Genomic DNA, 26,053 nt, shown 5'->3' with positions numbered 1-26,053 from the left:
CACCTGCTCAGATCAGTTTGGCTCTGCCGTATTGGCCTCAAGCTTGAAAGTACCAGCCTTGATCTCAGCGCGGCGTGCTTCCATTTTCTCCACGGCTTCAGGCGTGGCTACACCTTCAACGAAAATAATATCGTTACCGCCTTCTTTCATGGTGCTGAATTCAGTGTAATCCTTGCCCGTTTTGTTGCCTGCCTTCACATCAGCGATGGCGGCATCCAGAATCGGACGGAAATACCACATAGCATTTGCGAAAACCGTGTCCGGATAGCGCGGTGTGTAATCGAGCAGCGAGCCTACCGACTTGACGCCACGTTCTTTTGCGGCATCCGCAGTGCCAATACGCTCACCCAATAAAACGTCTGCACCCGCATCGATTTGCGCAAGCCCAGCTTCGCGGGCTTTTGGTGGATCAAAGAAAGTGCCGATGAACGAAGCAGTGAACTTTGCATCCGGACGGGTTTCTAAAATGCCTTCGCGGAAAGCATTGATCAGCATATTCACTTCTGGAATCGGAACCGCGCCCACGGCACCAAAAGTGCCAGTTTTGCTCACCGAACCGGCGAGCATGCCGGCTAGATAGACCGATTCAAGATTCCAAGTGCCGAAGACACCGAAATTATCGCCATGTGGCTTGCCAGAAGAGCCCATGATGAAAGTGGTTTCTGGATAATCACCAGCGACTTGTCGGGCTTCACGCTCCACCGCATAGGATTCGCCCACAATAAGCTTGATGCCCTGTTCGGCATATTCGCGCAGCGCACGCGGGTAATCGCTGGCCGAAATGCCTTCGGAGAAGACATATTCGATCACGCCATCGTCATGAGCCTGTTGAAGGGCTTCATGCACACGTGAATTCCATGCATTTTCAACCGGTGAAGCGTGGACCCCGGCGACTTTAAGCTTTTCCTCGGCGGCAAATGCCCCGCTTGTCAGTGCAGTCGCACACATGGCCGCCGAAACGGCGAGAATGGTGCGGCGGGTAAAACGCTGTTTTCCTAGAAGTTTGGTCATATGAACCCCTCTATGGTTTTTCGGCGTGCGACATCCCGCACTCCGGCTGCTCATTTTTAAACACAAGGTTTCACAGGCAGCAGATCTATTCTTGCCTAAATGAAACTGAATTCAAGCGATAAGAAATAATTGGTCAGTTTAACGGTGCGTAATCGGCCGCGTCTACGGTTTCGGGGCGTCCTTCAATGTTCAATCTAGACACTCGCGGTGCGTTTTCAGCGATGATTTTGCCGCGTCTAACAACAGCCAAACGGTTCGCCTTCAAACGGAGTGCTTCCAGCGGATCGCGAGCCTGTAAAACAACAAAATCGGCATTACAACCCTTTGCAATTCCGTAACCCTCAAGGCCCAAAACCTTGGCAGAATTGACGGTGAGGGCATCGAAAACCTGACGTTTGCCTTCAATTGTCGTCATCTGTGCGACATGAAGCGCCATGTGGCCGACTTCGAGCATGTCGCCCGATCCCATCGAATACCACGGGTCCATCACGCAATCATGGCCAAAAGCGACATTAACACCCGCTGCCATCAGTTCTGGAACCCGCGTCATACCGCGACGCTTCGGATAGGTGTCAGCTCGGCCTTGTAGCGTGATATTGATCAACGGATTGGGTATCGCATTCATCTTCGCTTCGGCGATAAGCGCGATGAGCTTGGTTGCATAATAATTATCCATGGAATGCATGGAAGTCAGATGCGAGCCTGACACGCGACCCTGCAAACCAAAACGGACAGTTTCCGCTGCAAGCGATTCGACATGGCGCGACATCGGATCATCGGATTCATCGCAATGAATATCGACAGGCAGGCCACGTTCAGCCGCTATGCGGCAAAGGGCTTCAAGCGAAGCTGCGCCATCGGCCATTGTGCGTTCGAAATGCGGAATACCACCCACAACATCCAGCCCCATATCGAGCGAACGATTGACCAGATCAATAGCGCCGGGCGAGCGATAATAACCATCCTGCGGGAAAGCAACCAATTGCAGATCAAGGTAAGGTTTTACCTTTTCACGCACCTCAATCATCGCTTCCGCGGTTAGCAGGCGTGGATCGCTGACATCGACATGGCTGCGAATGGCAAGCAGGCCCTGACTGACAGCGAGATCGCAATAGCGAAGGGCCCGTTCAACCATCGCTTCACGGGTCAGAAGCGGCTTTAATTCGCCCCATACTTGAATACCTTCCAGCAGCGTGCCCGACATATTCAGCCTTGGCATGCCAAGCGAAAGAGTCGAGTCCATGTGGAAATGCGGATCAACGAATGGTGGGGTGACGAGCCTGTTGCTCGCATCGATTTCTTTGGCAGCTTGGTGTTCGGCATTCGAGGGCACAACGTCCTCGATTTTGCCATCCTTGACCAGAATGTCCTGCTTCTCGCGCCCATCGGGTAGATTTGCATTTCTCACGATCAAGTCAAACATCGCCAGCTCCTGATTGTTGCGGATATGAGCATAAAGTTGCAGGTCATTTCTAGATTGGCTTATACGGTCCGGACTTCTGGTGCAATGTGTTGGCAATGTCAGAAGGGTCGTCATCCGCAACGTAAAATGCTAGGGGACAAGGAAAAATTGTCACAGGGGCCTCATGTTCACCATTAGTCGCATTGAAACCTTTGCTCAGGAAATCAAGAAAAGCCGCTTTTTGGCGCTTGCTGCGCCCGTTGCCAATGAAGAGACGGCTAAGGAGTTTCTTGCGCAAAATTCTGACCCGGCAGCGACACATAATTGCTGGGCCTGGCGCATGGGGCAGAATTATCGTTTCAGCGATGATGGCGAGCCAAGCGGTACGGCTGGTAAACCTATTCTTCAGGCGATTGACGGCCAAGAGCTCGATAACATTGTGGTGCTGGTCACGCGTTGGTTTGGTGGAATTCTGCTTGGTAGCGGCGGGCTGATCCGCGCCTATGGCGGCACTGCTGCCTTATGTTTGCGCCAAGCGGAAAAGTCGGAAGTCATTCCGATGGTCGGCTTTTCCTTTGATTGTGATTTTTCCGATCATGCGCTGTTGAAAGCCCGGCTGACCTCTGTAGATAATCTTGTTATTTCGCAAGAGGATTTCACCGCTTCCGGTGTCGTTATCAAAGGAGCGATGCCAATCGCCGCTCAGGACGATCTATCCCAGCTGGTGATGGACATTACGCGAGGCAAGTCGATCATCCGATTTGATGATTGAAAGACGTTTCGCGTAAATAAGATGAGCTAGCGGAGCACGAGCGTAGGGAGCGGGCAGGCGAGCTGCGCTGGCGCAAAGCTGCCCGGCTTATCAGGGCGCAATCTATTCCGCGGCGATGAGCGGCAAATGGTTTGGTTTTGGAAATCCAACCGGATGCAAAGATACATAGCCGTCGACGATCTCAAGGACATGCGAATAAACATTTTCGCCATTTTCTAGCGTGGGCAGTCTATCCTCATGCATGATGCTGATAACCATCGCATTGGGGCATTGTTGTTTAAGCGCAGTGTGAAAATCCATCTTCGCTTGAGGGTCCAGTGCGCCGGTCGCCTCATCCAGAAAGATGATCGAGGGTTTATGAAGCAATATCCGCGCCAACATGACTTTTTGCTTCTGGCCGCCTGAAAGCACCATGTCCCAAGGGCTGCCATCGGCATCCATATCATTCATGCGGTGGATAAATTCGCCCAAACCGGCTTGGTGTAAAATAGCCGCCACACCCAGATCATTGAATTGCGCCTCATCGTCAGGCAGGCAGACAAGTTGTTTGAGCGTGACAGAAGGGAACTTTGCTTCTTGCGGCACATAGATCGTTCGGGCGTTTTCCGGATAGATGATATGGCCAGAGCCATAGGCCCAAAAACCATTTAACGCTTTGATAAATGAAGTTTTTCCTGAGCCTGAAGCACCCTTCATATAGACCCAGTCACCTTCATGAATATTGATCAGGCCCGAACGCAGGAATGGCACGTCGCTATCGGCGCTTTGCATTAATGCGAGTTTGCGTATGGATAAGCCAAAACGCGGATGCTGTGTTGAAAACTGGAAGCGATTAACACCCGAGCGCGCATAAAATTCGGTGGGTTCTTGTACATTCTCAATGGCTTGTGCCAGCCCCATCACGCGGCCTGCATTGGCGCGCAGGTTGGCAATGGCAGGCATGACCTGAATAAACCACGAGCAATCATTGATCATTGCCGCAACCAATTCCGCGCCGGTGACATAATTTCGGAAACTGACAGCGCCGCTCATATAAGGCATGAGGCCCGGAATATAGGCAATGATGCGATTGGACATGAAGCCATAGGCTTGAGAAAAAGCAAGATAAGCAGCGTCAAACCGGTTCAGCTTGTTCCATGTACCGTCAACGTCTTTGTAAAGACGTTTGTTTACGCTTCGTTGAACATTTTCGCCCTGCGATGCTGAAATCTGGAAGCTACGACGCAAAAGCGTGGTCCATTCACCACGATATGATCCTTCGGCCTTTTGCATACCAAGATTGAGCCGCTCCAGCCGACGACCAATTGTAATGGCTATATAAGTTCCGATCGGCACATAGATTATGATCGCCGCAAAAGCGAGCAATGCACCGCCATAGGATCCGAGAACTTCGAGCCCTTCAACTTCGGTCGAGATTTCAATCAGTTTTTGGCCCACAAAAAAGGCGGACAAAACAACGCCGACGATCCCCATGACAAGGCCAATAGCGCCGCCGGTCATGCCTTTTATGGATTCTTGCAAGCGCTGGTCGATATTGTCGGGCAAATCTACGCCCCTGCCTTGCTGAAGATGAAAATGGGTGTGATTGCGGTCCAGAAGCGCGTTGGAAAACCTGTCATTGAGCCATTTGCGCCATTTGCGATGCAATGTCGTGGAAAGGAAATGACGAAAACCCACCAGACAGACGTCTTTTGCCAGCATCAGCAGGATCAGAACGCCCGCATGGGTCGCCACCAGCAATAAAGGGTTTTGAACAGGTGCAGAATTCACATTGACGATAGAATTCATCAAATGGCCGGAGGCTTCGGCGACCCAAACAGTAGTTTTACTGATGAAAGCCGTCAGCAGGAAAATCGAAACTGTCAGGCTCCAGGCTTCTTTCCAGCGCTCGGAAATCCAATAAGCGCTCATTAAACCCCAAAAACTGGTCATTGCAGACACGGCAGTGCTACCCTTTGCAGACGGTGAAAGCTTGCTGTGCTGCCTTGTCATGTCCAATTTCGTTACCTCAATCACAGTTCGTAACGCTTTGTAACACATTGCAACAAACTGTGGTTAACGAAATGTTAATATTCCATACAAAACTCGATCACTTTTTCGCGCTCTCTTTATGTTTATTAAGCTAACTTATTGCTATAAAAAGATAAAAACCTTGATTGGGATTAATCGCCGCTGAGACGATTTATTCAGGTGACACTGTTTTCTTGCGGCGTTACAGAAGGAAGGATGGCTTTTCCAAGGCCTCCAAGCATAATAAATGACGGTTTTTAAAGCCGTTTGATTAGCATCAAGGCCGCGACCGCTTGGCAGGATTAGCCTCTTAGTATGGTTTGCCTATTCGCAATGGTTTCGAACGGGTTTCGAACGGGCACAAGCTGGAGAACGATCTGAAATGCGCAATATTATAATTACTCTGTTTACCGCAGCTGCGTTGTTTTTACCCGCCGCCGCGGCTCAATCTGCGAATATTGATGTTAAAATGCTCAATAAGGGTGCGGAAGGCGCCATGGTTTTTGAGCCAGCTTACATTAAAGCCAATCCCGGCGACACCATCACCTTTCTGCCGGTGGATAAGGGACATTATGTCGAGTCGGTAAAAGGGATGATTCCGGAAGGCGCGGAGCCATTCAAAAGCAAGTTGAATGAAACATTTACGGTCACAGTGACCGAGCCGGGCGCATATTTTATCAAGTGCACGCCGCATTACGCTATGGGAATGGTGGGCCTTATCGTGGTCGGGGACGATCCTGCAAATCTGGATGAAATCGTTTCAGCTAAAAAGCCCAAGCGGGTCCAGTCGCGGCTGGAAGCGGCTATCGCCAGCGCTCAGTAAGTACCAAAAATATCGGTAATTCTCTTTTATCAGCTGCTCAAAGCTTTGGATAGGTTTTGAGCGGCATACAAATTCTTGACGTTATTTTTAATTGAACTACTATATCTAGTGTTCAAGGTTCTCTCGATTCGTAAAATTGAGAGCTAAGATGGGAATCCGGTGCGGACATTAATAATGTTCAATTCCGGAGCTGCCCCCGCAACTGTGAGCGATGAGTTCTGCCCAATATGCCACCGGAAATTCCGGGAAGGCGGGAAAGAGCGATGAAGCGCGAGCCAGGAGACCTGCCCTGAACAAAACGTCCACGGGCGGGTGTCCGGCTGGCGCGTAATATATGGCAATTGCCATGATTACGGCTCGCACAACCCCGCCACTAGCTTCGGGGTGAAGAGCATGTCGAATTTAATCTACAATCATAAATTGGTTTGCCGCCGGCCCTTTGTCAGCTGGTTACGCTATTACGTCTGACCAGCAACCACATCTTTACTCAATTTTCGCGCCGTCATCACGGCGAATGATGGCGCTTTTCCTGAAAATAAGCCAGCTAATTCAAGAGGATAAAATGTCCGTCACCGTCTATAGCAAGCCTGCCTGTGTGCAGTGCAGCGCAACCACTCGTGCGCTTGATAAACACGGCATTTCCTATGCCGTTATTGATATTTCTCGCGATCAAGCGGCGTTCGATATGGTGCAAAATATGGGCTATCGTCAGGTGCCCGTAGTGATTGCTGGAGATACCCACTGGGCAGGATTTCGGCCCGATATGATTAGCGCGCTGGGTTAGTGTGCCATGGGCCAGATCGTTTATTTTTCTAGCAGTTCAGAGAATACGCACCGCTTTGTTATGCGGCTGGACATGCGCGCAGAGCGCATCGCTATGCGTTCAGTCAATGAAGGCGAAAAAGGCCTGCGGGTACGCGAACCATTTGTGCTGGTGACCCCCACCTATGGCGGTGGCGGATATAAAGGTGCCGTGCCAAAGCCGGTCATTCGTTTTCTCAATATTGCAGAAAACCGCGCTCTTATTCGCGGCGTAATCGCCGCAGGAAACTCCAACTTTGGCGAAGGCTTTGGCCTCGCCGGTAAGATTATTTCAGCCAAATGTCAGGTGCCCTACCTCTATCGCTTCGAGTTGCTGGGCACGGATGAAGATATTGGCAATGTCAGAAATGGGATGGAAAGATTTTGGACACGGCAATTATAAATCTCGAACGTCAGAATGAAAAACTACATGGCGCAGACGAGAAAACTGTGCAAACGGCACAGCGAAAATCGAATAAGTCGGATCTTGAGCTCGATTATCATGCGCTTAATGCCATGCTAAATCTTTATGACGACGAGGGGAAAATCCAGCTTGATAAAGATCGTCAGGCTGCGCGGCAATATTTTCTTCAGCATGTGAACCAGAATACTGTCTTTTTTCATAACTTGCGAGAAAAGCTCGATTATTTGGTGACAGAAGGCTATTATGAGCATGAAGTTCTGGATCAATATTCCTTCAATTTCGTGCGCGATCTGTTTGATCATGCCTATGCGAAGAAGTTCCGCTTTCCCACATTTTTGGGCGCTTTCAAATATTACACCAGCTACACGCTGAAAACTTTTGACGGCAAGCGTTATCTCGAACGCTATGAGGACCGCGTTTGCATGGTGGCTCTGACGCTCGCGCGTGGCAATGAAGAACTGGCGCGTCAAATCGTCGATGAGATCCTATCAGGCCGTTATCAGCCAGCTACGCCAACATTTTTAAACGCGGGAAAAAAGCAACGCGGCGAGCTGGTTTCCTGCTTTTTGCTGCGCGTTGAAGACAATATGGAATCAATTGGTCGCTCGATAAATTCGGCGCTGCAACTTTCAAAACGTGGTGGCGGCGTGGCGCTGAGCCTGACCAATATTCGGGAAGCGGGTGCGCCGATCAAGCAAATCCAGAACCAGTCTTCCGGCATTATTCCAGTAATGAAGCTGCTTGAAGACAGTTTTTCTTATGCAAATCAGCTTGGTGCGCGCCAGGGAGCGGGGGCGGTTTATCTGCACGCCCATCACCCAGACATTATGCGATTTCTTGATACAAAACGCGAGAATGCTGATGAAAAAATCCGCATCAAAACGCTTTCGCTGGGCGTGGTTATTCCCGATATTACTTTTGAATTGGCGAAGAATGGCGAAGATATGTATCTGTTTTCGCCTTATGATGTGGAGCGCGTCTATGGCGTGCCATTGACCGAGATTTCCGTTTCGGAAAAATACCATGAAATGGTCAATGATGCGCGCATCACTAAAAAGAAGATCAAAGCGCGCGAGTTTTTTCAAATATTGGCGGAAATCCAGTTTGAATCCGGTTATCCCTACATCATGTTTGAAGATACGGTGAACCGCGCCAACCCGATTGATGGACGCATCACCATGAGCAATCTTTGCTCGGAAATTCTTCAGGTCAGCGAAGCCAGCCTGTTCAACGAAGATCTGTCTTATCAATATCTCGGAAAGGATATTTCCTGCAATCTGGGTTCGCTCAACATTGCTGCGGCAATGGATTCTCCAGACTTTGCTAAGACTATTGAAATTGCAATCCGAGCATTAAGTGCTGTTTCCGATATGAGCCAAATCGGCTCTGTGCCCTCAGTTGCGCGTGGAAATGACGAAAGCCACGCAATCGGTCTGGGGCAAATGAATTTGCATGGCTATTTGGCGCGTGAGCGGATTTTTTATGGCTCTGAAGAGGGCATAGATTTCACCAATATTTACTTTTACACGGTGACTTATCACGCCATTCGCGCATCCAATCTCTTGGCTATCGAAGCTGGCCGCTCGTTTAAAGGCTTTGAAAAATCAAAATATGCCTCGGGCGATTATTTTGACAAATATACTGACCGGACTTGGGAGCCAGCCACTGAGAAGGTCAGGCAGATTTTTGCAGATGCCGGAATAACCATTCCGACCCAGCAAGATTGGCGCAAGCTCAAAAAATCGGTGATGGAAGGCGGTCTTTATAACCAAAATCTTCAAGCCGTGCCGCCGACGGGTTCAATTTCTTATATTAATCACTCGACCTCCTCGATCCATCCGATCGTTTCAAAAATTGAAATTCGTAAGGAAGGCAAGATCGGGCGCGTTTACTATCCGGCTGCGTTTATGACCAACGACAATCTTGAATATTATCAAGATGCCTATGAAATCGGACCAGAAAAGATCATCGATACCTATGCAGCTGCAACCCAGCACGTCGATCAAGGCCTGTCGCTAACCTTGTTTTTCCGGGATACGGCAACCACCCGTGACATCAATCGCGCCCAGATCTATGCGTGGAAAAAAGGCATTAAGACGATTTATTACATCCGCCTGCGCCAGATGGCGCTGGAAGGAACCCAAGTGCAAGGCTGCGTTTCCTGCGCATTATGAGTGAGAAAAACCATGACTATTCAACTCAAAACCACTGCCCCAGTGTCCGCTCCTATGCGCGCAATTAACTGGAACCGCATTGAGGATGACAAGGATCTGGAAGTGTGGAACCGCCTGACGGGCAATTTCTGGCTGCCAGAAAAAGTGCCGCTTTCCAATGATATTCAGTCATGGGAAACGCTTAACGCCGAGGAAAAGCAGCTGACTATCCGGGTTTTCACCGGACTAACATTGCTCGATACGATTCAGAATGCAGTGGGCGCTGTCACATTAATGGCTGATGCCGCAACTCCACATGAAGAGGCTGTGCTTTCAAATATTTCTTTCATGGAGGCGGTGCATGCGCGATCTTATTCTTCCATTTTTTCTACGCTCTGTCTGACGCCAGATGTAGATGACGCCTATCGCTGGTCGGAAGAAAACGAGTTTTTGCAAAATAAGTCGAAACTCATTTTAAAAAATTATCATTCTGGCGATCCGTTGAAGAAAAAAATCGCTAGTGTGTTTCTGGAAAGCTTTCTTTTCTATTCGGGCTTTTATCTGCCAATGTATTGGTCGAGCCGCGCCAAACTTACCAATACAGCAGATCTCATTCGCTTGATCATTCGTGATGAGGCAGTGCACGGCTATTATATCGGCTATAAATATCAATGTGCGTTGGAAAATATTGGCGAGGAAGAAAAGCAGGCGATCAAGGATTTCGCTTATGAGCTGCTGCTTGAGCTTTATGATAACGAGGTGCGCTATACGCAGGCGCTTTATGACAGTGTTGGCCTGACTGAAGATGTAAAGAAGTTTCTTCATTATAATGCAAATAAAGCGCTGATGAATCTCGGCTATGAAGCGCTGTTTCCGCCAGAGAGCTGTAAGGTTAATCCAGCCATCCTTTCGGCCCTCTCACCTAATGCGGATGAAAACCACGATTTTTTCTCTGGTTCAGGCTCTTCCTATGTGATCGGAAAGGCCGTAGCGACTGAGGATGAAGACTGGAATTTTTAACGGATAAAAACTTTGGGCCTTGCAAGAATGCGAGGCCCGATTCTGAAAAATCAGCGGTGATTAATCAAAAAATCAGTGCCGAATGGTGACAAAGTGCTGTTTAGCTACCGTGAAATTGTGATTTTTGAAGATAATGTAACAGTTAAATCGTTATAATTTTTTGCTCATATTGTTATGTTTTTCAAATGGTGTTACCCAATCCCTGACCCAGAAAGAGGTATTTGACCTCAGAAATTTCGTTAGGGATTGCTGTAAATGAGTTCCAATTCGATTGCGCCTGTCCCTAAACAGAGTGCTGATTGTGCCATTGTTTCGCGTCATTATCCGCCTCTTGTCCTTGCGGGCGATGGCGATATATCCGCTCATATGACGGTGGAAGATTATCTTGATAATTGGGCTGGAACGGACGCAACACGCCGGGCGAGCGTAAACGCTATTAAAGCCATTCTGAAGGGCGCTGTCAGGCTTGCAGGGCGCATTGCGAGCGGCTCGCTTCTTGGCGATCCAGGCAAGCTGGTGGGTGTAAACAGCGATCAGGACCAGCAGAAAAGCATCGATGTTGGTTCTCATAATCTTTTTGTTGAATTGCTGATTGATGCTGGTGTCGCAACCATTCTTTCCGAAGAGGCTGATCAGCCAATCACAGGTCAAAGTGACGGGTTGATTGCGGTTGCGATTGATCCGCTGGATGGCTCTGGCAATGTCGGCCTTGGCGCGCCGCTTGGCACGATTTTTTCGCTCATACCTGCGGATAAGGATGAGCCGTTCCTTGAGCCAGGCAATCGTCAATTGGCCGCTGGTTATGTCTCTTATGGCAATTCGGTCGATCTTGGATTTTCGGTTGGCGATGGCGTTCTTCTTGCGACCATGGACCCTACAACTGGGCAGTTCCTGATCACGCGTCGCGATGTGAAATTGCCAGCCCGCACGTCCGATCTGGCTTTCAACGCTTCTGTTTATCGGCATCTTTCCGATGGCATGAAGGCCTATATTGATGATTGTTTCAACGGAACGGAAGGTCCGCGGGGCCGCAATTTCAACATGCGCTGGCTTGGTGCCGCTGTGGGCGATATGCATCGGATTTTGCAGCGTGGTGGCTTGTTCTTTTATGTGAATGACCGCCGCAAGGGCTATGAAAATGGCCGTTTGCGGCTGGTTTATGAGGCAAATCCCATCGCTTTTCTGTGCCAGCAGGCAGGTGGAAAAGCAACCAATGGGATTACGCCGATCCTCGACATTGTTCCGCAGGCCTATCATGAGCGCTGCGGATTGGTATTCGGCGTTGCCGAAGAAGTAGACATGCTGGGCGAGTATTTCGCTCGATAACTATGGGAGTTTGAAATGGCGCGTATCACGCTGCGGCAATTGCTCGACCATGCTGCTGAAAACGGCTACGGTGTCCCCGCCTTCAATATTAATAATATGGAACAGGCACTGGCTATCATGGAAGCGGCAGACGCCGTTGACGCGCCAGTTATCTTGCAAGCTTCGCGCGGTGCGCGGGCTTACGCCAATGATATTATGCTGCGTCACATGATGGACGCGGTTACGGAAATCTATCCGCATATTCCAGTTTGCGTGCATCTTGATCATGGCAATGAAGCTGCGACTTGCATGACCGCCATTCAGGCTGGTTTTACTTCCGTTATGATGGATGGTTCGTTGAAGGCGGATGGAAAAACCCCGGCAGATTGGGATTATAATGTCTCTGTCACCCGTCAGGTTTCAGAAATGGCCCATCTTGGTGGCATTTCAGTAGAAGGCGAGCTGGGCATTTTGGGCTCACTGGAAACCGGCATGGGCGACGCTGAAGACGGCCATGGTGCAGAAGGTGTGTTGTCGCAGGAGCAATTGCTGACAGATCCTGATGAAGCAGTGAAGTTCGTGCGCGAAACTAAGGTCGATGCTCTGGCAATTGCTATGGGCACATCGCACGGCGCATATAAATTCTCCCGCAAGCCAGATGGTTCGGTACTGGCCATGCATGTGATTGAAGAAATTCATCGCAAGCTGCCAAATACCCATTTGGTGATGCATGGCTCGTCATCGGTGCCGGAAGAGCTTCAGGAAATCATCAATAAATATGGCGGCGCGATGAAGCCAACCTGGGGTGTGCCGGTCGAAGAAATTCAACGCGGTATCAAAAACGGCGTGCGTAAGATCAATATCGACACGGATAATCGCATGGCGATGACAGGTCAGATCCGTCGCGTCTTGCAGGAAGATCCGAGTGAATTTGATCCGCGTAAATACCTCAAACCCGCAATGGCTGCGATGACCAAGCTTTGCAAAGAACGTTTCGAACAGTTCGGCACAGCAGGCCACGCATCGTCAATTCGTCCGATCCCGCTTGCTGAGATGGCGAAGCGTTATCGTGATGGATCGCTGGACCCGAAATTCAGTTAAGCGTATGAAATCTAAACAAAAGGGCGGAGAATTCTCCGCCCTTTATTGTTGCGCGTGTTAAAAATTAACGTGCGTTATATTTCGCGTCAACTTCGTTGATCGCCTGTACGTTACCGGCGGAACGGCCGTTTTCATCAAAGGTCTGCGCCAAGAATGCGTCGGCAATGGTCTTTGCGACTTCGGCACCGATGACGCGTGCGCCCATAGTGATGATCTGCGCATTATTGGAAAGGGCAGCACGTTCTGCCGAATAGGTGTCATGCGTCAGTGCTGCGCGAATGCCAGGAACCTTATTGGCTGCGATGCAAACGCCAATACCGGTGCCGCAAACAATGATTGCGCGATCATAAGTGCCATCGATAACGGCAGAAGCAACGCGATCAGAAAGATTAGCATAAAACTTATCAGCGCCTGCTTCAGTATGCGAGATTTCTGAAACCTCATAGCGATCTTTCAGATGCTCAGCGAGAACCTTGGCAAGACCTTCACCGGCGCTGTCACCTGCTACTGCGATTTTCATAATTTTACTCCTTATTTCAATTAACCCGAAATTTAGTTGGCTTTGATTTTCCGGGCGCATTTGTCGAGAATGTCGAGATAGCCCTCAACCTTCCAGGCGGAACGGCCAATGAACAGTCCATCAATATGTGGGCATGCGATAAGCTCTTCACAATTACCGGGATTGACCGAGCCGCCATAAAGACAGGGGATGCGGCGGCCCAGAATGGACTGTGCAACTGCAATAATTTCGGCCTGGCGTGCATCGGCATAATCAGCCGATGCCGGGATGCCGTTTTCGCCAATCGCCCAGATGGGCTCATAAGCAAGCAGAATTTCCGCGCTCTTTTGCTCATCAGAAAGCTTGGAAAGTGCACCGCGTACTTCTCCGGCGAGCACTTCAGCCGCACGTCCGCTTTCGCGGTCTTCCAAGGTTTCGCCGATACAAATGAGTGGAATCAAGCCATGACGCACAGCGGCTTCGACCTTCAAGCCCACCGTTTCATTGGTTTCGCCAAAATGTTCCCGGCGTTCTGAATGGCCCAATTCGACAATATCAAGGTTGCAATCTTTAAGCATAAGGGGCGAAATTTCACCCGTCCATGCACCTTGATCGGCCCAATGCATGTTCTGCGCGCCAACCTTGACGGAGCTATCCGAAAGGATCTGTTTGACTTCGCGAACAGCAGTGAAAGGCGGAATGACAAAACGCTGAATATCTGCGCAGCGGTTCGCGTCGGCGGTTTTCAATGCTTCCGCAAATTGACGCGCTTCGGCAAGCGTCTTGTTCATTTTCCAACTGGTTCCGATCCAGAACTTTGACATATAAATTTCCTAGTCAGCTATTGTCAGTTTAATCCCGGCCAGTTCCAGCGGGGCTACAACATCGTTGCCGGGGGATGAATCTGTGATGATGGCGTCAAAATCGGCGAGATCGGCCATGACATGCAGCGCCAAACGCCCAAAGCGCCGGTGGTTGACCAAAAGGCAGGACCGCGGTGAAGAGGCCGTCATGGCGCGTTTGGTCCGAACCACGCTTTCATCCATGTGATAGACGGCTCTGCCGTTTACCGCAGGGCTTGAGATAAAAGCAATATCAGCACTTAAGCGAGACAAGGCCTCTTCGGTCAATAGTCCAAAATAAGCGTTGAATTTCGGCGAAAACACACCACCAAGCGCAATGAGATTGATGCCGCTCTGGCCTTTGAGATTGTCGATAATCTCGGCATTATTGGTGATGACGGTCAAAGGACGTTTTTCGCGCAGCATATTACCCAGCACCGCAGCGGTCGAACCATCATTGATCATGATCGTCATGCCCGTTTCGACCAGTTCCAGAGCTGCACGGGCAATTTTTAATTTGGCTTCTCCGTCTTGTTTTTCACGAAAGCGAAAATCGCTTTCAAATTGCGTGCCCATATCGATGGTTGCGCCGCCACGTATCTTGCGCAAAACGCCTGTTTGCTCAAGCGCATCAAGATCGCGGTGAATGGTCATTTTGGAAACGGAAAAGCGCTCTGCCAGATGTTCAAGATCAACAGCATGATTTTCAATCAACAGATTTATAATCGCCTGACGTCTATCTTCGCGTTTCATTACCCTTCCCCCCAATTTGCGCCTTTTGTCGCCTGGGGAGTATAATCACAAAATCACAAAACCATCTATAGAGAATGTGATTTTGTGATAAATTAAGACGATATTCACATGCAATCTCAGCTGCCGACCAGCGCCTTTGCGGTATGTTCATCGGTAATGAGGCCGTAGAGCCGCCCGCTTTTGAGAACGGCGCGGATTGCTTCGACTTTTGATTGGCCGCCGGCAAGGCCAATAATCCGGCTCATATCAGCATTATCAACGGAAGCGGCGATAGTGCGTGCAGTAAGCGCGGTTTCTAACGAATTGCCGTTAGCATCAAAGAAATGCCCAAGCATTTCTCCCACGCCGCCGAAAGCGGCGATTTCTTCTAATTCAGCCGGACCAACGACACCAGACATGACCAATTGCGCTTGCCGGTCGACGGTGCCGATGCCCACAATCTTAAGTTCAGCCCGGCACCCCATGTTGAAAATATTGATAACGCCTTTTTGCGCCAGCAATACTTCGCGATCTTCTGCGGTGTTGGCAAAGAAAGGCACTGGCATCACATAGGCAGGCATGCCAGTCTTTTCCGCAATGCGATGCATCACATCGTGCGGATTGGCTGCAAAATCACGCGTCAAACCGCCAAGTAATGAGACAAATTGCAGCTCATGTGCGTTGACCCGGGGCATTTGCTGAACGGCGGCAGATAGGGTGCGCCCATGGCCAAGCCCGATCACTTCATGATCGCCGTGCTCAATTTCGCGACGCAAAAATTCAGCACCGGCATTGCCAAGAGCTAGAAGCGGAATGCCTTTTTCGCCCAAATCCGGTGCAACTTCACAATATTCAAGCCCGTATTGGTCTGCAAGACGGGTTTCAAGGTCGATACATTCGGTAATATCGCCGTCAATTGTGACTTTAACTGCGCCTTCTGCAACTGCTTTTGCAATCAACCGATGCGCTTTGACCGAGGGAAGGCCAAGCCGCTTGGCTACAGCGGATTGGGTCATTCCAGCAACAAAATGGAGCCAGGCGGCACGAAGGGCCAGTGAGTGTTCTGGATCTACCATGTTCGTGACGCCTATTTCCTTATAAAAATCGTTATGATTTAAATTTTAAGATCCGCAGCGCCCGTATCGATATATGGCGCCCAGAAAGCAACGCTTTCCGCAATCTGCGGAATAACTTCGCGGTCATTCGGCTCGCGTTCCTTAAACGACAGTTCCAGACAAATTTCATTGTCTTTGGCACCGCCTTCCGTAAATGCTTTGAGCAGCGGTTCTGGTTGGATCCGGCCCTTAGCGTTAAATTCTGCGGTAAATGGACGGTGTCCGCCCTTATCCATCAAGCTTTGCTTGATATGGATGATGGGTGAGACTTTTGGTACCGCGCGTGCCCAGGCATAGGGATCATAATCATCGGGATTGGATGAAGTGATATCACCATGGTCAATATCCGCCATCATCCACATAGGGATTGTCATATTTGCGGCCGTCAAACGATCTTGAAGCTTGATGCATTCCTCAATCGTTTCACCAAATTCCCGACCAATGCTCATGGGCTCCCAGAACACATATTCAAGCCCGGCACCAGCGGCATGTTCGGCCACTTCGGCCCAGCAATCAATCGCAATTTTAATCAGCTCTTCGCGGCGAACAGGATCGTCAAAATCCTTATAGGTGAAGATCGCAAACTGTGTTCCGACAGATTTTCCACCAAGATCGCCAATGATATCGGCAAAGGTTTTGAACCAATCGACATAATAGCGGCGAACATCGGCGTCAGGATGACCAAAATGATTCAACCGTCCATAGGGGCCGGTCATGCCTGAGGTAACGCGAACGCCGGTGCGTTGCAGTGCTTTGTCCATGTCGCGGGTCAGGCGACGAATGGTTGAAGCCTGCCAGCTTGGATTGATGAACTCATGGGTGAGCTGAAGATCACGCAGACGCAGGTCACGCGCTACGGTTTCAATCAGATCGGAAGGCTCAGCAAAACGGTTTACCAGCGGGTTTGTATTGAGCGAAAGCGTAAGGGCCATGTTGTCCTCAGGCAGAAATTTTATCATTGTTGAACCACTCAATGAAAGCGGCTCGTTCAGCTTCACTTATGTGAAGGTAATGTTTGGTCCGGCGATAAAGAATATCTTCAGCGGTTTTCGCCCATTCTTTGGCAACCAGATAGCGCACTTCGGCCTCATAAAAATTGCCGCCAAAATGCCGACCTAACCCAGCGATATCGGAAGCGTTCGCTACGATTTCCTTAGTGCGCGCACCGTAAAGACGTCCATAATGATGAACCAATTTGCGCGGCATCCACGGATAATTATCACGCAGACTATTTGCGAAACTTTCATAATCGGCGTTGGGAATTTCGCCGCCCGGAAGCGGGGCATCATGGGTCCAGTCACCGCCCATTTTCGGGAAAATATGGTTAAGGCGATGCATGCCGCGTTCGGCCAGTTCGCGGAATGTGGTGATTTTACCACCAAACACATTCAGCAACGGTGCATCATTGGTTTCATCGAGGTCGAAAACATAATCGCGAGTGACAGCGGAAGGGTTGCCCTGGCCATCGTCAAACAGTGGCCGCACGCCAGAGAAGCTGTGTAGCACATCTTCGCGGCGAAGCTTTTCCTTGAAATAGCGGTTTACCGCGCTGATCAAATATTCGATTTCATTTTCATCGGCGCTGACATCTTCGGCGCGCCCCTCATAGGCAATATCGGTGGTGCCAATCAGGGCTTTGTCACCCTCATAAGGGTTGATGAAGATCACACGCTTATCGTGGTTTTGCACCAGGTAGGCGTTGGACCCGCTCCAGAATTTCGGAACGATAATGTGACTACCCTTCACCAAACGTACATTACGTGTGGATTTTGAGCTGGCGACATTGGTTATAACATTTGTCACCCATGGCCCGGCGCAATTGACGATACAACGGGCGCGGAATGTGCGCACTTCGCCGGTATCACGATTTTTGGTCTCAACAACCCATCCGCCTTTTTCACGGCGCGCCGATGTAACAGGTGTGCGGGTCAGAATGGTCGCACCCTTTTCAGCCGCACCCATCGCATTGAGTATGACGAGACGGGAATCATCGACCCAACAATCGGAATATTCAAAGCCTTTGGTATATTGATCCAAAATCGCTGCACCTTCCGGATCGCGATTGAGATCAAGCGTGCGGGTGCCGGGCAGCTTTTTGCGGCCACCAAGATGATCATAAAGAAACAAGCCAAGGCGAACCAGCCATGCAGGCCGATCTTGCGGACTGTGTGGAAGCACAAACCGCATGGGCCAGATGATGTGAGGGGCTGCATTAAGCAGTACTTCACGCTCGATCAGCGCTTCGCGAACCAGGCGGAATTCATAATATTCTAGATAACGCAAGCCCCCATGCACCAGCTTGCCAGAGCGCGAGGATGTGCCTTCCGCCAGGTCATCTTTTTCACAAAGAACGACCGATAAGCCGCGTCCTGCCGCATCACGCGCAAACCCCGCGCCATTAATACCACCGCCAATAATGAGCAGATCGTGGATTTCCGGTTCAGCCATTTCGTGCTCCTTCGGATGCCGCATCTTGCGGCGATGTCAAGTTAATTCAGGCCAGCTGATCAGCGGCAAGTCTGTCCCAGACGGGCGGCAATGCCTGTCTGGCTTGTTTATAGGCCGTAAACAATTCTGCATATCGGCCAGCAGCTTCTGGGTCTGGGGCTTCCGCAGGTCCAAGAAGCGGTGCAACCCATTCATCTATACAAGCTTCCATGTCAGTATAGGCACCGATTGCAACCGCTGCCATCATGGCGGCACCGGCAGCGCCTGCTTCTTCACGCGCAGAAACCCGCACCGGCGCATTGAGCGCGGCGCTCAACGTGCTGCGCAGAGCCCGTGAACGTGCAGCGCCGCCGGTTATGCGCAATTCACTGGGACTTTCACCCATTGCACTATAGCAATCGCGCGTTGCCATCCCCAGGCCCTCGACTACCGAGCGAACCAATTCTGGAAAGCGGTCGCGACTGGACAGGCCGATAAAACCTGCGCGCGCATAGGCATTGATAAAGGGCCCGCGTTCGCCTGCCTCGGAAATATAAGGGTGATAAAGCACCGCAGCTCGCCGACTTTCATTAAACCATTCGTCGAGACGCGGAAGAAGATCACGCAATGTGATTTCCTTGCCTGCCACTGACGATACGAGATCAGCCGCAACTTGTAGGATCCAGTCAATATTAATGGTTGCGCCCATATTGGTCTGAACCTGCGTGACCATGCCGGGTGAGGGCAATGTAATCACATAGCCGGTGCCTTCGTCGTTGAGATGAATATCAGCTACTTTTTTGGCGCGCATATGTACGCCGGTGGAGCCAATCGTTGAGCAACCCGCATCGGAATTGCCACAGTAAACGCCAGCACCAAGAGCGGTCATCACCATATCGACATAACCAAGGCTGACGGGCGTTCCGGCACGTAGACCCGAGGCTTTTGCGGCCTCATCACTTAAAGGATGGGTGATTTGCGTGCCATCAATAATTTCCGGCAAAAGATGACGGCGATGAGAGAGGCCAAGCGCATCGATCACAAGGTCATCATATTGACGGGTGCGGAAATTACCAAATGTAAAACTCGCCTCGGAAGGGTCGGTCGCGCGCACGCCAGTTAGATTGAGATAAAGCCAGTCCTTACAGTGCAGAGCCACTTCTGCATTATCAAGCAGTTCAGGACAGATCTTGTCCATATGCGCCATTTGCGGGCCTTGCTGGCAGGTATTAAGGCCGGTTCCGGTCGCTTCAAAGCGGGCGCGGTTGGAAGGCTTGGCGGCCAATTTGTTCACGGTTTCAGCAGCGCGCGCATCCAGCCAAAGCCAAGCATCGCCAACGGGCTGATTGTCTTTTCCAACAAGCCAAGTGCCATCACCTTGTCCGGTTATGGCAATTGCCGCAGTGCGCTCATCCAATCCGGGCAGCTTTTCGCCTAATCCCCGCAGAGCACTCACGCAATCAGCCCAGGTCTGAACCAGCGATTGAGTCGCTGCCCCATGTTCGCCAGTCTCATATTTGTTGCGGACTGCGGATGATTCGAGCTGACGGCCCCGGAGATCGAATGCAACAGCTTTGACAACCGAAGTGCCGGCATCAATGCCGATGATAACATCACCTTTACCACGCATTCTGAGATATGCCTCCCAAACTACTGGTCACATAATGCGCATTCCGTGACCACCATGCTGATTCACAGTGCCTGACTTTACTAAACGGGCTTTTTCTTTTCGGGAAATACCATAAGCCTGCGAGAGTGTCTGTAAAATTTTTAGCACTCAGAAGTTTTTTTCACAATGGCTATTACCAGAGATTTTATAGATAGATAATAATGTCTGATTTAATAAGTTAGATCTTATTAATAAGCGCCGGTAAGTGCGATTTTTTTGGATATATCTAATTGATATTATTAATGAAAATGTTCTGTATTGTGTTGTCCGTGCGGCGGTAAGTCGGTATGTTTTACGGTTGATTTGCACTTCGAATATGGTGCTTTATCCGTATAGATATCAGAAAAAGCCGCCGGATTTTTGCATATAAATCTAAAGATTCAAAACATCTGATTGACACGAATTGGTGTTTATAACATCATATTTGAAGTTGATAACATGCCGCTATCATATCATATGGCGCGGTTGAGTCTGAATTAGTGACATGTGAAATCTGCGTGATCTGCTTAGACGGCGACAGAAATTGCTCAAGGCGTTTGATATGAGTCCACAAACTGTACAAGCTACGCGTAAACCTGCCGGTGCTAATCGGTCCCTGATCTGGGGCATTGTGGCGGCGGTTGTGGTCGTGGGGGCAATCGGGTTTGACACTAAGGTGGTCAAGATCGGCTCTGAAGCCGATGTGCGCCAGCAAGTGTTTTCACCTGAAGCCTACGGGGCTGAAACATTCCCGCAGGTCAAATCAGATGTCGAAGGACGCGCCTTTGACGTGGTTGAGGTTGCTCAAGCTATCGCTGCCGATAAGGATGCTGCTGGTAAAAAATACGGAATTGGTAGCGTTAATCCGGTGATACCAGTCAAGTTTGAAGGCGCTGTGATTGAGCGTAAATCAAACTACAATGTTGTGCAGGTTGAGGGGCTTCCGGAAGGGGTGTCTCTGCGTGTTCAGACTGGGCCTGCCATCAATGGCACCGATCTGCGTGATGCCACAGGCACGATCGAATTTGGTCAATTCAAAAACCAGATTGAATATCAAAATGCCGGTTCTGCCATCAATAATGAGATGAAAAAGCAGATTCTCGAAAATATAGATGGTGCGGCGCTTGTCGGCCAGAATGTCTCGGTTGTCGGTGTTTTCAAACTCGTCAATCCAAAGAATATGCTTGTCACGCCTGTGGGGCTCGAAGTCAAATGAGCCAACACGATAAGATTGTTGGCAAGCATGGCGAGGTTGTTCTCGCTGCACAAAATATTGCCAAATCCTATGGGCGCATCAATGCGCTCAAGGGGGTGAATTTCGAAATCCGTAGCGGGCAGGTCACCACCCTGTTCGGCGAAAACGGCGCTGGCAAATCTACTTTGATGAAAGTCCTGTCCGGGGTGATTCAGCCAACGTCGGGCACCATTCTTCTGGATGGTGAGCCGGTCGTTTTTGCATCTTCAACCGATGCACGCGATCGCGGGATTTCGATTATTCACCAAGAGCTGAGCCTCGCTCCGAACCTTAATGTTCGGGATAATATTTTCATGGGCCGCGAAATTCGCAACGCCACTGGCGTGGATTTTGCTGAAGAAGAGCGCCAGACGCGCATTCTCATGAAAGAGCTCGAAGAAGATATTGATCCTTTGACACCCGTCGAAGAGTTGCGGCTTGGCCAGCAACAGATCGTTGAAATTGCTCGCGCACTTTCGGTCAATTCGCGTATTCTGATCATGGACGAGCCAACATCGGCGCTCAGTGCTTCGGAAGTGGAGGTGCTGTTTAAGGTCGTGCGGGATCTGACGGCGCGCGGCGTTGCTATTGTTTATATCTCGCATCATCTCGAAGAAGCTTTGCAAATTACCGATCATGCGGTTGTGCTTCGCGATGGTACCATGACCGCCTATGCGCCACGCTCGGAAATTGATCTGGAATGGATCGTGCGTAACATGGTGGGCGAGAACTTTGATCTTGGCTCGCCGCCGGAAGGTTACGACTGGGGAGATGTAGCGCTTAAAGTTGAAGGCTTATCTGTCCCTGATCCAGCTGGGGGCGATTATTCGGTCGTAGATAATATGTCGCTTGAAGTTCAAGCGGGTGAGATTGTCTGTATTTATGGTCTTATGGGTGCGGGCCGAACCGAACTTTTGGAGACTATTGCCGGACGTCTCAAACCAAGTGCGGGTCGGGTGCTGCTTAATGGTGAAGATGTCTCAGGCCTATCTATCGCACAGCGTATTGATGCGGGATTGGTTTTAGTTCCTGAAGATCGCCAGCGTGACGGCCTTGTGCAAACAATGAGTGTTGGCGGCAATCTTTCGCTGGCAAGCATTGGCGCCATTACCAAAGGCCTGTTTACCTCCAAGACGAGTGAAAAAAACTTGATCGCCAGCGCGATTGAACGGGTTCACATCAAGACAGATGGTGGCGATGCAGCAATCGGTTCGCTCTCGGGCGGTAACCAGCAGAAGGTTGTCATCGGCAAGATGTTGGCCACGGATCCGAAAGTGATTCTGCTGGATGAGCCGAGCCGTGGGATCGATATTGGTGCCAAGGCGGAAGTGTTCAAACTTCTAGCCGAGAAGGCTGAGCAAGGACTTGCCGTTGTTTACACGACCTCGGAAGTCGGTGAATGCCTGAGTATCGCACATCGCATAATTGTCATGCATCGTGGACGCGTTTCGGCCCAATTTGGCTCTGACGTTTCCAAGGAAAAGATAATGGCTGCTTCGGGAGAGGCAGTGGTTAATCATTAGGTCAACATGGTTTCCAGCCGAAATCGCATTGATCTACACACTAAATTGCGAGCGGGAGATTTGACGAAATTGCGCATTTTATCGTCATCCCGTTCAACCGTTATTATGGAGTACTGATAGAATGTCAGTCACGGGCACCAAAGGAAATGCCGCGTCTCCCGCAGGGGAAAAGCGCAAACTCAATATCGTGCAACTATTGCTCGAAGGACGTGCTTTCTTTGCGCTGATTGCTATTATCGCGGTTTTCTCAATCCTTTCACCGCATTATTTTACCGTCGATAACTTCCTCATCATGTCGTCCCATGTGGCAATCTTCGGACTTTTGGCCGTAGGAATGCTGCTGGTCATTCTCAATGGTGGTATCGATCTTTCGGTCGGATCAACATTGGGGCTTGCGGGCGTGTTTGCTGGCTTCTTGATGCAGGGTGTCAATCTTGAGGCCTTGGGCGTTATTCTTTACTTCCCCGTCTGGGCTGTTGTGCTGATCACTTGCGCGCTTGGCGCTCTTGTTGGTGCGGTTAACGGTGTTCTGATCGCCTATCTGCGGGTGCCCGCATTTGTGGCAACTCTTGGCGTGCTTTATGTTGCCCGCGGCGTTGCGCTGTTGATGACCAATGGTCTGACCTACAATAATCTCGGTGGCCGCCCAGAATTGGGCAATACTGGGTTTGATTGGCTGGGCTTCAATAAGCTTTTTGGCATTCCGATTGGGGTTTTGGTGCTGGCTGTATTGGCTATCATCATTGCAATCGTGCTTAATCGCACCGCATTTGGCCGCTGGCTTTATGCTTCCGGTGGCAATGAACGCGCGGCAGAACTTTCCGGCGTTCCTGTTAAGCGGGTTAAAGTTTCCGTCTATGTAATTTCCGGCATTTGTGCGGCGATTGCAGGTCTGGTTCTTTCCTCACAGCTTACATCCGCAGGCCCCACCGCAGGCAATACCTATGAACTTACAGCAATTGCCGCTGTGGTCATTGGTGGTGCGGCGCTTACTGGTGGTCGCGGCACGATTTTGGGCACGCTTCTTGGTGCTTTTGTGATCGGGTTCCTTTCTGACGGTCTCGTTATTATTGGCGTGTCGTCTTACTGGCAGACTGTGTTTACAGGCGCAGTGATCGTACTGGCAGTTCTGCTCAACAGCATTCAATACGGTCGGCGTTAGCTCTTGCGCCTGTCCTGCTGATAATCAGCAGGACAGGCCGGCCGTATCGAAGTTTCCATGGGGTGAATGGTTCGTCTTCTGGAAAAAATACCGTCGGGAAACCGGCACACATTAACGAATATCGTTATGGGAGTGAGAGATGTTTAAAAAAAGTATGCGCATTGTTTTTGCGGCTGCAGCATCACTGCCGCTGATCGCAGGCTCCGCATGGGCAGAAGGCCTGATCTCGATCATCGTCAATGACCCTTCCAACCCTTATTGGTACACAGAAGGCGAAATTGCTAAGAAAACTGCTGAAAGCCTCGGCTATAGTGCAGTTTACAGCGGCCACAACGGTGACACCAATACCGAAAGCAATCTGATCGACACTGCTATCACCAACAAGTCGGTAGCAATCATTCTCGATCCAGCCAATGCTGATGGTTCAATTGGTGCCGTTAAGCGCGCTATTGCTGCAGATATTCCTGTTTTCCTCGTTAACGCGGAAATCAACCAGGAAGGTCTTGCAAAGGCTCAGCTCGTTTCAAACAATGCTCAGGGCGCAGCTCTTGGTGCTTCACAATGGGTTGAAGCCGTTGGTGAAGAAGGTAAATATGTCGAACTATTCGGCTCACCTTCCGACAATAACGCAGCAACCCGCTCAAATGGTTATGAAACTGTTTTGAGCCAGTATCCAGACCTCGAAAAAGTCGGTCAGGACGTTGCAAACTGGGATCGTACCCAGGGTCACGACAAGATGCAGGCTCTGCTTCAGGCCAATCCTGACATTATCGGCGTTATCTCCGGTAACGACGAAATGGCGCTTGGTGCAATTGCTGCATTGAAAAAGGCCGGTAAGCTGGATCAGGTTAAGGTCGGTGGATTTGACGGTTCACCTGACGCTGTTGAAGCCATCAAGGCCGGTGAACTTCAATACACTGTTCTACAGCCAGTTGCAGTATTTGCTGAAGCTGCTGTCCGCCAGGCTGACAACTTTATCAAAACCGGTTCAACCGGCGTTGACCAGGAAAAGCAGCTTTTTGACTGCATCCTGATCACCAAGGATAATGTTGATAAATATGTGGCGCCGTTCGTTCTCGAACAGTAAGTCAAAACTTAAAGGACGCGGATATTTTCCGCGTCCTTTCTGAGATGGTGGCAATGAATTTGGGCAGCAAGATCACTCTTGAAAACCTTATGACCGAGCAGGTGCCAAATGATAGTAGGCATGCTCGTCAGCTAGCCCGTCGTCAACAAATCGCTGAAACTGTGATGGCCGAAGGCTCAATGCGGATTGAGGACATCACCGAGCGCTTTGGCATAAGCCTTATGACTGCGCATAGGGATGTGGACGAGCTGGTTAGCCGCGGACTTTGCCGCAAGACACGCGGAATTGTTTCGGCCGCGCCCACAAGCCTGATTGAAGCCAGCGATATTTATCGGATTAATCGTCAAACGGAAGAAAAAAAGCTGATTGCGGCGGCTGCAATGCAGTTTGTCGAACCTGGACAAGCGATATTTTTTGACGATTCCACGACCGTTTTGCAAATGGTGCCGCATTTATCGTCGCGCGCACCACTTACAGTGATCACCAATTCGCTCACTTTGATGAATGAAGCGCGAGAAATGCCCGATATCACACTGCTGGGGCTTGGTGGAAAACTGTTTAATTGGTGCAACGCCTTCGTTGGCGGCATGACAACAAGCGAGATACGTAAATTACGCGCGGATGTGGCTTTCATATCCATTGCTGCGATTACTGACGATTTGTTGTTTCATCAATCTCCCGAAATGGTTGAGACAAAACGGGCAATGCTGGATTGCGCAGCAAAACGGATTTTGCTGGCGGATCATTCAAAATTTGAACGCCGTGCTTTGCATGGCTTTGGAGCGCTGAGCGATTTTGATGTTGTAATTGTTGATGAAAATACGCCCGCTACCCATTTGGAGCGGATGCAAGCGCAGGGCATCAATGTCGTAATTGCCAGCCGTAATGAAACGGAAATCTGAGCGTTTCATAATTCATTAAACTCGCGCAATGTCGCAGCTTGCGGGTGTAAAACCTGCTGC

23 protein-coding genes and 1 riboswitch are annotated in these 26,053 nt (G+C 50.1%); of the genes, 13 read left to right on the top strand and 10 right to left on the bottom strand.

Going from position 1 to position 26,053, the window contains the following annotated elements; genetic code table 11:
• Positions 1-12: 12 nt before the first annotated feature.
• Together C7374_RS07005 and C7374_RS07000 are read right to left on the bottom strand one after the other, a co-directional pair.
• Positions 13-1,011 carry a BMP family protein gene (locus C7374_RS07005; protein ID WP_111574888.1) on the bottom strand — a complete coding sequence of 333 codons (999 nt, stop codon included), beginning with the start codon at positions 1,009-1,011 and terminating at the stop codon, positions 13-15.
• A gap of 133 nt (positions 1,012-1,144) precedes the next feature.
• Positions 1,145-2,434, bottom strand: coding sequence for an amidohydrolase family protein (locus tag C7374_RS07000; protein ID WP_111574887.1), 1,290 nt, complete (start codon positions 2,432-2,434; stop codon positions 1,145-1,147).
• A gap of 163 nt (positions 2,435-2,597) precedes the next feature.
• Between C7374_RS07000 and C7374_RS06995 the strand changes: the two genes are divergently transcribed.
• Entirely contained in the window at positions 2,598-3,185 is a 588-nt protein-coding gene (locus C7374_RS06995; protein WP_111574886.1) for an IMPACT family protein, read from the top strand.
• Between the two features lie 102 nt (positions 3,186-3,287).
• Here C7374_RS06995 and C7374_RS06990 read toward each other — a convergent pair whose 3' ends face one another.
• The gene (locus tag C7374_RS06990; protein WP_111574885.1) at positions 3,288-5,177 is read right to left on the bottom strand and encodes an ABC transporter ATP-binding protein/permease; all 1,890 of its coding nucleotides are present in this window, start codon (positions 5,175-5,177) and stop codon (positions 3,288-3,290) included.
• A 400-nt stretch (positions 5,178-5,577) separates the two neighbouring features.
• On the opposite strand from C7374_RS06990, the gene C7374_RS06985 reads away from it, so the two are divergent.
• The 7 genes from C7374_RS06985 to fba all read left to right on the top strand — a co-directional run bounded on the left by C7374_RS06985 (position 5,578) and on the right by fba (position 12,822).
• Complete coding sequence (locus C7374_RS06985) at positions 5,578-6,018, top strand: pseudoazurin (RefSeq protein ID WP_111574884.1); 441 nt, start codon at positions 5,578-5,580, stop codon at positions 6,016-6,018.
• Between the two features lie 98 nt (positions 6,019-6,116).
• Positions 6,117-6,324, top strand: a riboswitch (cobalamin riboswitch).
• A 256-nt stretch (positions 6,325-6,580) separates the two neighbouring features.
• Positions 6,581-6,802: a glutaredoxin-like protein NrdH gene (nrdH, locus tag C7374_RS06980; protein ID WP_111574967.1), complete on the top strand. Its 222-nt coding sequence runs from the start codon at positions 6,581-6,583 to the stop codon at positions 6,800-6,802.
• 6 nt (positions 6,803-6,808) lie between these two features.
• The gene (gene nrdI / locus C7374_RS06975) at positions 6,809-7,222 is read left to right on the top strand and encodes a class Ib ribonucleoside-diphosphate reductase assembly flavoprotein NrdI (protein WP_111574883.1); all 414 of its coding nucleotides are present in this window, start codon (positions 6,809-6,811) and stop codon (positions 7,220-7,222) included.
• On the top strand, positions 7,204-9,417 hold the full coding sequence (gene nrdE / locus C7374_RS06970; RefSeq protein ID WP_111574882.1) for a class 1b ribonucleoside-diphosphate reductase subunit alpha: 2,214 nt from the start codon (positions 7,204-7,206) through the stop codon (positions 9,415-9,417). The genes nrdI and nrdE overlap by 19 nt, the downstream gene beginning before the upstream one ends.
• 12 nt (positions 9,418-9,429) lie before the next feature.
• A complete protein-coding gene (gene nrdF / locus C7374_RS06965; RefSeq protein WP_111574881.1) occupies positions 9,430-10,416 on the top strand; it encodes a class 1b ribonucleoside-diphosphate reductase subunit beta in 987 nt (328 codons plus the stop codon).
• 366 nt (positions 10,417-10,782) lie between these two features.
• Entirely contained in the window at positions 10,783-11,742 is a 960-nt protein-coding gene (locus C7374_RS06960; RefSeq protein WP_245412601.1) for a class 1 fructose-bisphosphatase, read from the top strand.
• A 15-nt stretch (positions 11,743-11,757) separates the two neighbouring features.
• Positions 11,758-12,822: a class II fructose-bisphosphate aldolase gene (gene fba / locus C7374_RS06955; RefSeq protein ID WP_111574879.1), complete on the top strand. Its 1,065-nt coding sequence runs from the start codon at positions 11,758-11,760 to the stop codon at positions 12,820-12,822.
• 64 nt (positions 12,823-12,886) lie between these two features.
• Here the strand turns inward: fba and derI are convergent, their stop codons facing one another.
• From derI to C7374_RS06920, 7 genes are all read right to left on the bottom strand, one after another.
• Positions 12,887-13,342 (bottom strand): D-erythrulose-4-phosphate isomerase, encoded by a 456-nt coding sequence (gene derI / locus C7374_RS06950; RefSeq protein WP_111574878.1) that lies wholly within the window; start codon positions 13,340-13,342, stop codon positions 12,887-12,889.
• 32 nt (positions 13,343-13,374) lie between these two features.
• Positions 13,375-14,145, bottom strand: a complete 771-nt coding sequence (locus C7374_RS06945) for a triose-phosphate isomerase (RefSeq protein ID WP_111574877.1) — start codon at positions 14,143-14,145, stop codon at positions 13,375-13,377.
• Between the two features lie 9 nt (positions 14,146-14,154).
• On the bottom strand, positions 14,155-14,916 hold the full coding sequence (locus tag C7374_RS06940; RefSeq protein WP_111574876.1) for a DeoR/GlpR family DNA-binding transcription regulator: 762 nt from the start codon (positions 14,914-14,916) through the stop codon (positions 14,155-14,157).
• A 116-nt stretch (positions 14,917-15,032) separates the two neighbouring features.
• A complete protein-coding gene (locus C7374_RS06935) occupies positions 15,033-15,971 on the bottom strand; it encodes a sugar-binding transcriptional regulator (RefSeq protein ID WP_111574875.1) in 939 nt (312 codons plus the stop codon).
• A gap of 38 nt (positions 15,972-16,009) precedes the next feature.
• Positions 16,010-16,942, bottom strand: coding sequence for a TIM barrel protein (locus C7374_RS06930; protein WP_111574874.1), 933 nt, complete (start codon positions 16,940-16,942; stop codon positions 16,010-16,012).
• A 7-nt stretch (positions 16,943-16,949) separates the two neighbouring features.
• Positions 16,950-18,458, bottom strand: a complete 1,509-nt coding sequence (locus tag C7374_RS06925) for a glycerol-3-phosphate dehydrogenase (protein ID WP_111574873.1) — start codon at positions 18,456-18,458, stop codon at positions 16,950-16,952.
• A gap of 46 nt (positions 18,459-18,504) precedes the next feature.
• A complete protein-coding gene (locus tag C7374_RS06920; RefSeq protein ID WP_111574872.1) occupies positions 18,505-20,067 on the bottom strand; it encodes an FGGY-family carbohydrate kinase in 1,563 nt (520 codons plus the stop codon).
• 580 nt (positions 20,068-20,647) lie between these two features.
• On the opposite strand from C7374_RS06920, the gene C7374_RS06915 reads away from it, so the two are divergent.
• The 5 genes from C7374_RS06915 to C7374_RS06895 all read left to right on the top strand — a co-directional run bounded on the left by C7374_RS06915 (position 20,648) and on the right by C7374_RS06895 (position 25,993).
• Positions 20,648-21,301 (top strand): DUF2291 family protein, encoded by a 654-nt coding sequence (locus C7374_RS06915; RefSeq protein WP_111574871.1) that lies wholly within the window; start codon positions 20,648-20,650, stop codon positions 21,299-21,301.
• Complete coding sequence (locus tag C7374_RS06910) at positions 21,298-22,842, top strand: sugar ABC transporter ATP-binding protein (RefSeq protein ID WP_111574870.1); 1,545 nt, start codon at positions 21,298-21,300, stop codon at positions 22,840-22,842. The genes C7374_RS06915 and C7374_RS06910 overlap by 4 nt, the downstream gene beginning before the upstream one ends.
• Before the next feature lie 121 nt (positions 22,843-22,963).
• A complete protein-coding gene (locus C7374_RS06905; RefSeq protein WP_111574869.1) occupies positions 22,964-24,004 on the top strand; it encodes an ABC transporter permease in 1,041 nt (346 codons plus the stop codon).
• Between the two features lie 139 nt (positions 24,005-24,143).
• Positions 24,144-25,091, top strand: a complete 948-nt coding sequence (locus C7374_RS06900; RefSeq protein ID WP_111574868.1) for a D-ribose ABC transporter substrate-binding protein — start codon at positions 24,144-24,146, stop codon at positions 25,089-25,091.
• A 53-nt stretch (positions 25,092-25,144) separates the two neighbouring features.
• Positions 25,145-25,993: a DeoR/GlpR family DNA-binding transcription regulator gene (locus C7374_RS06895; RefSeq protein WP_111574867.1), complete on the top strand. Its 849-nt coding sequence runs from the start codon at positions 25,145-25,147 to the stop codon at positions 25,991-25,993.
• Positions 25,994-26,053 lie beyond the last annotated feature (60 nt).

This window comes from Falsochrobactrum ovis (genome assembly GCF_003259955.1).
In the GTDB taxonomy this organism is placed as follows: domain Bacteria; phylum Pseudomonadota; class Alphaproteobacteria; order Rhizobiales; family Rhizobiaceae; genus Brucella; species Brucella ovis_A.
Note: the sequence above shows the minus strand (reverse complement) of the source record. Positions and strands in the feature narration are given on the sequence as shown.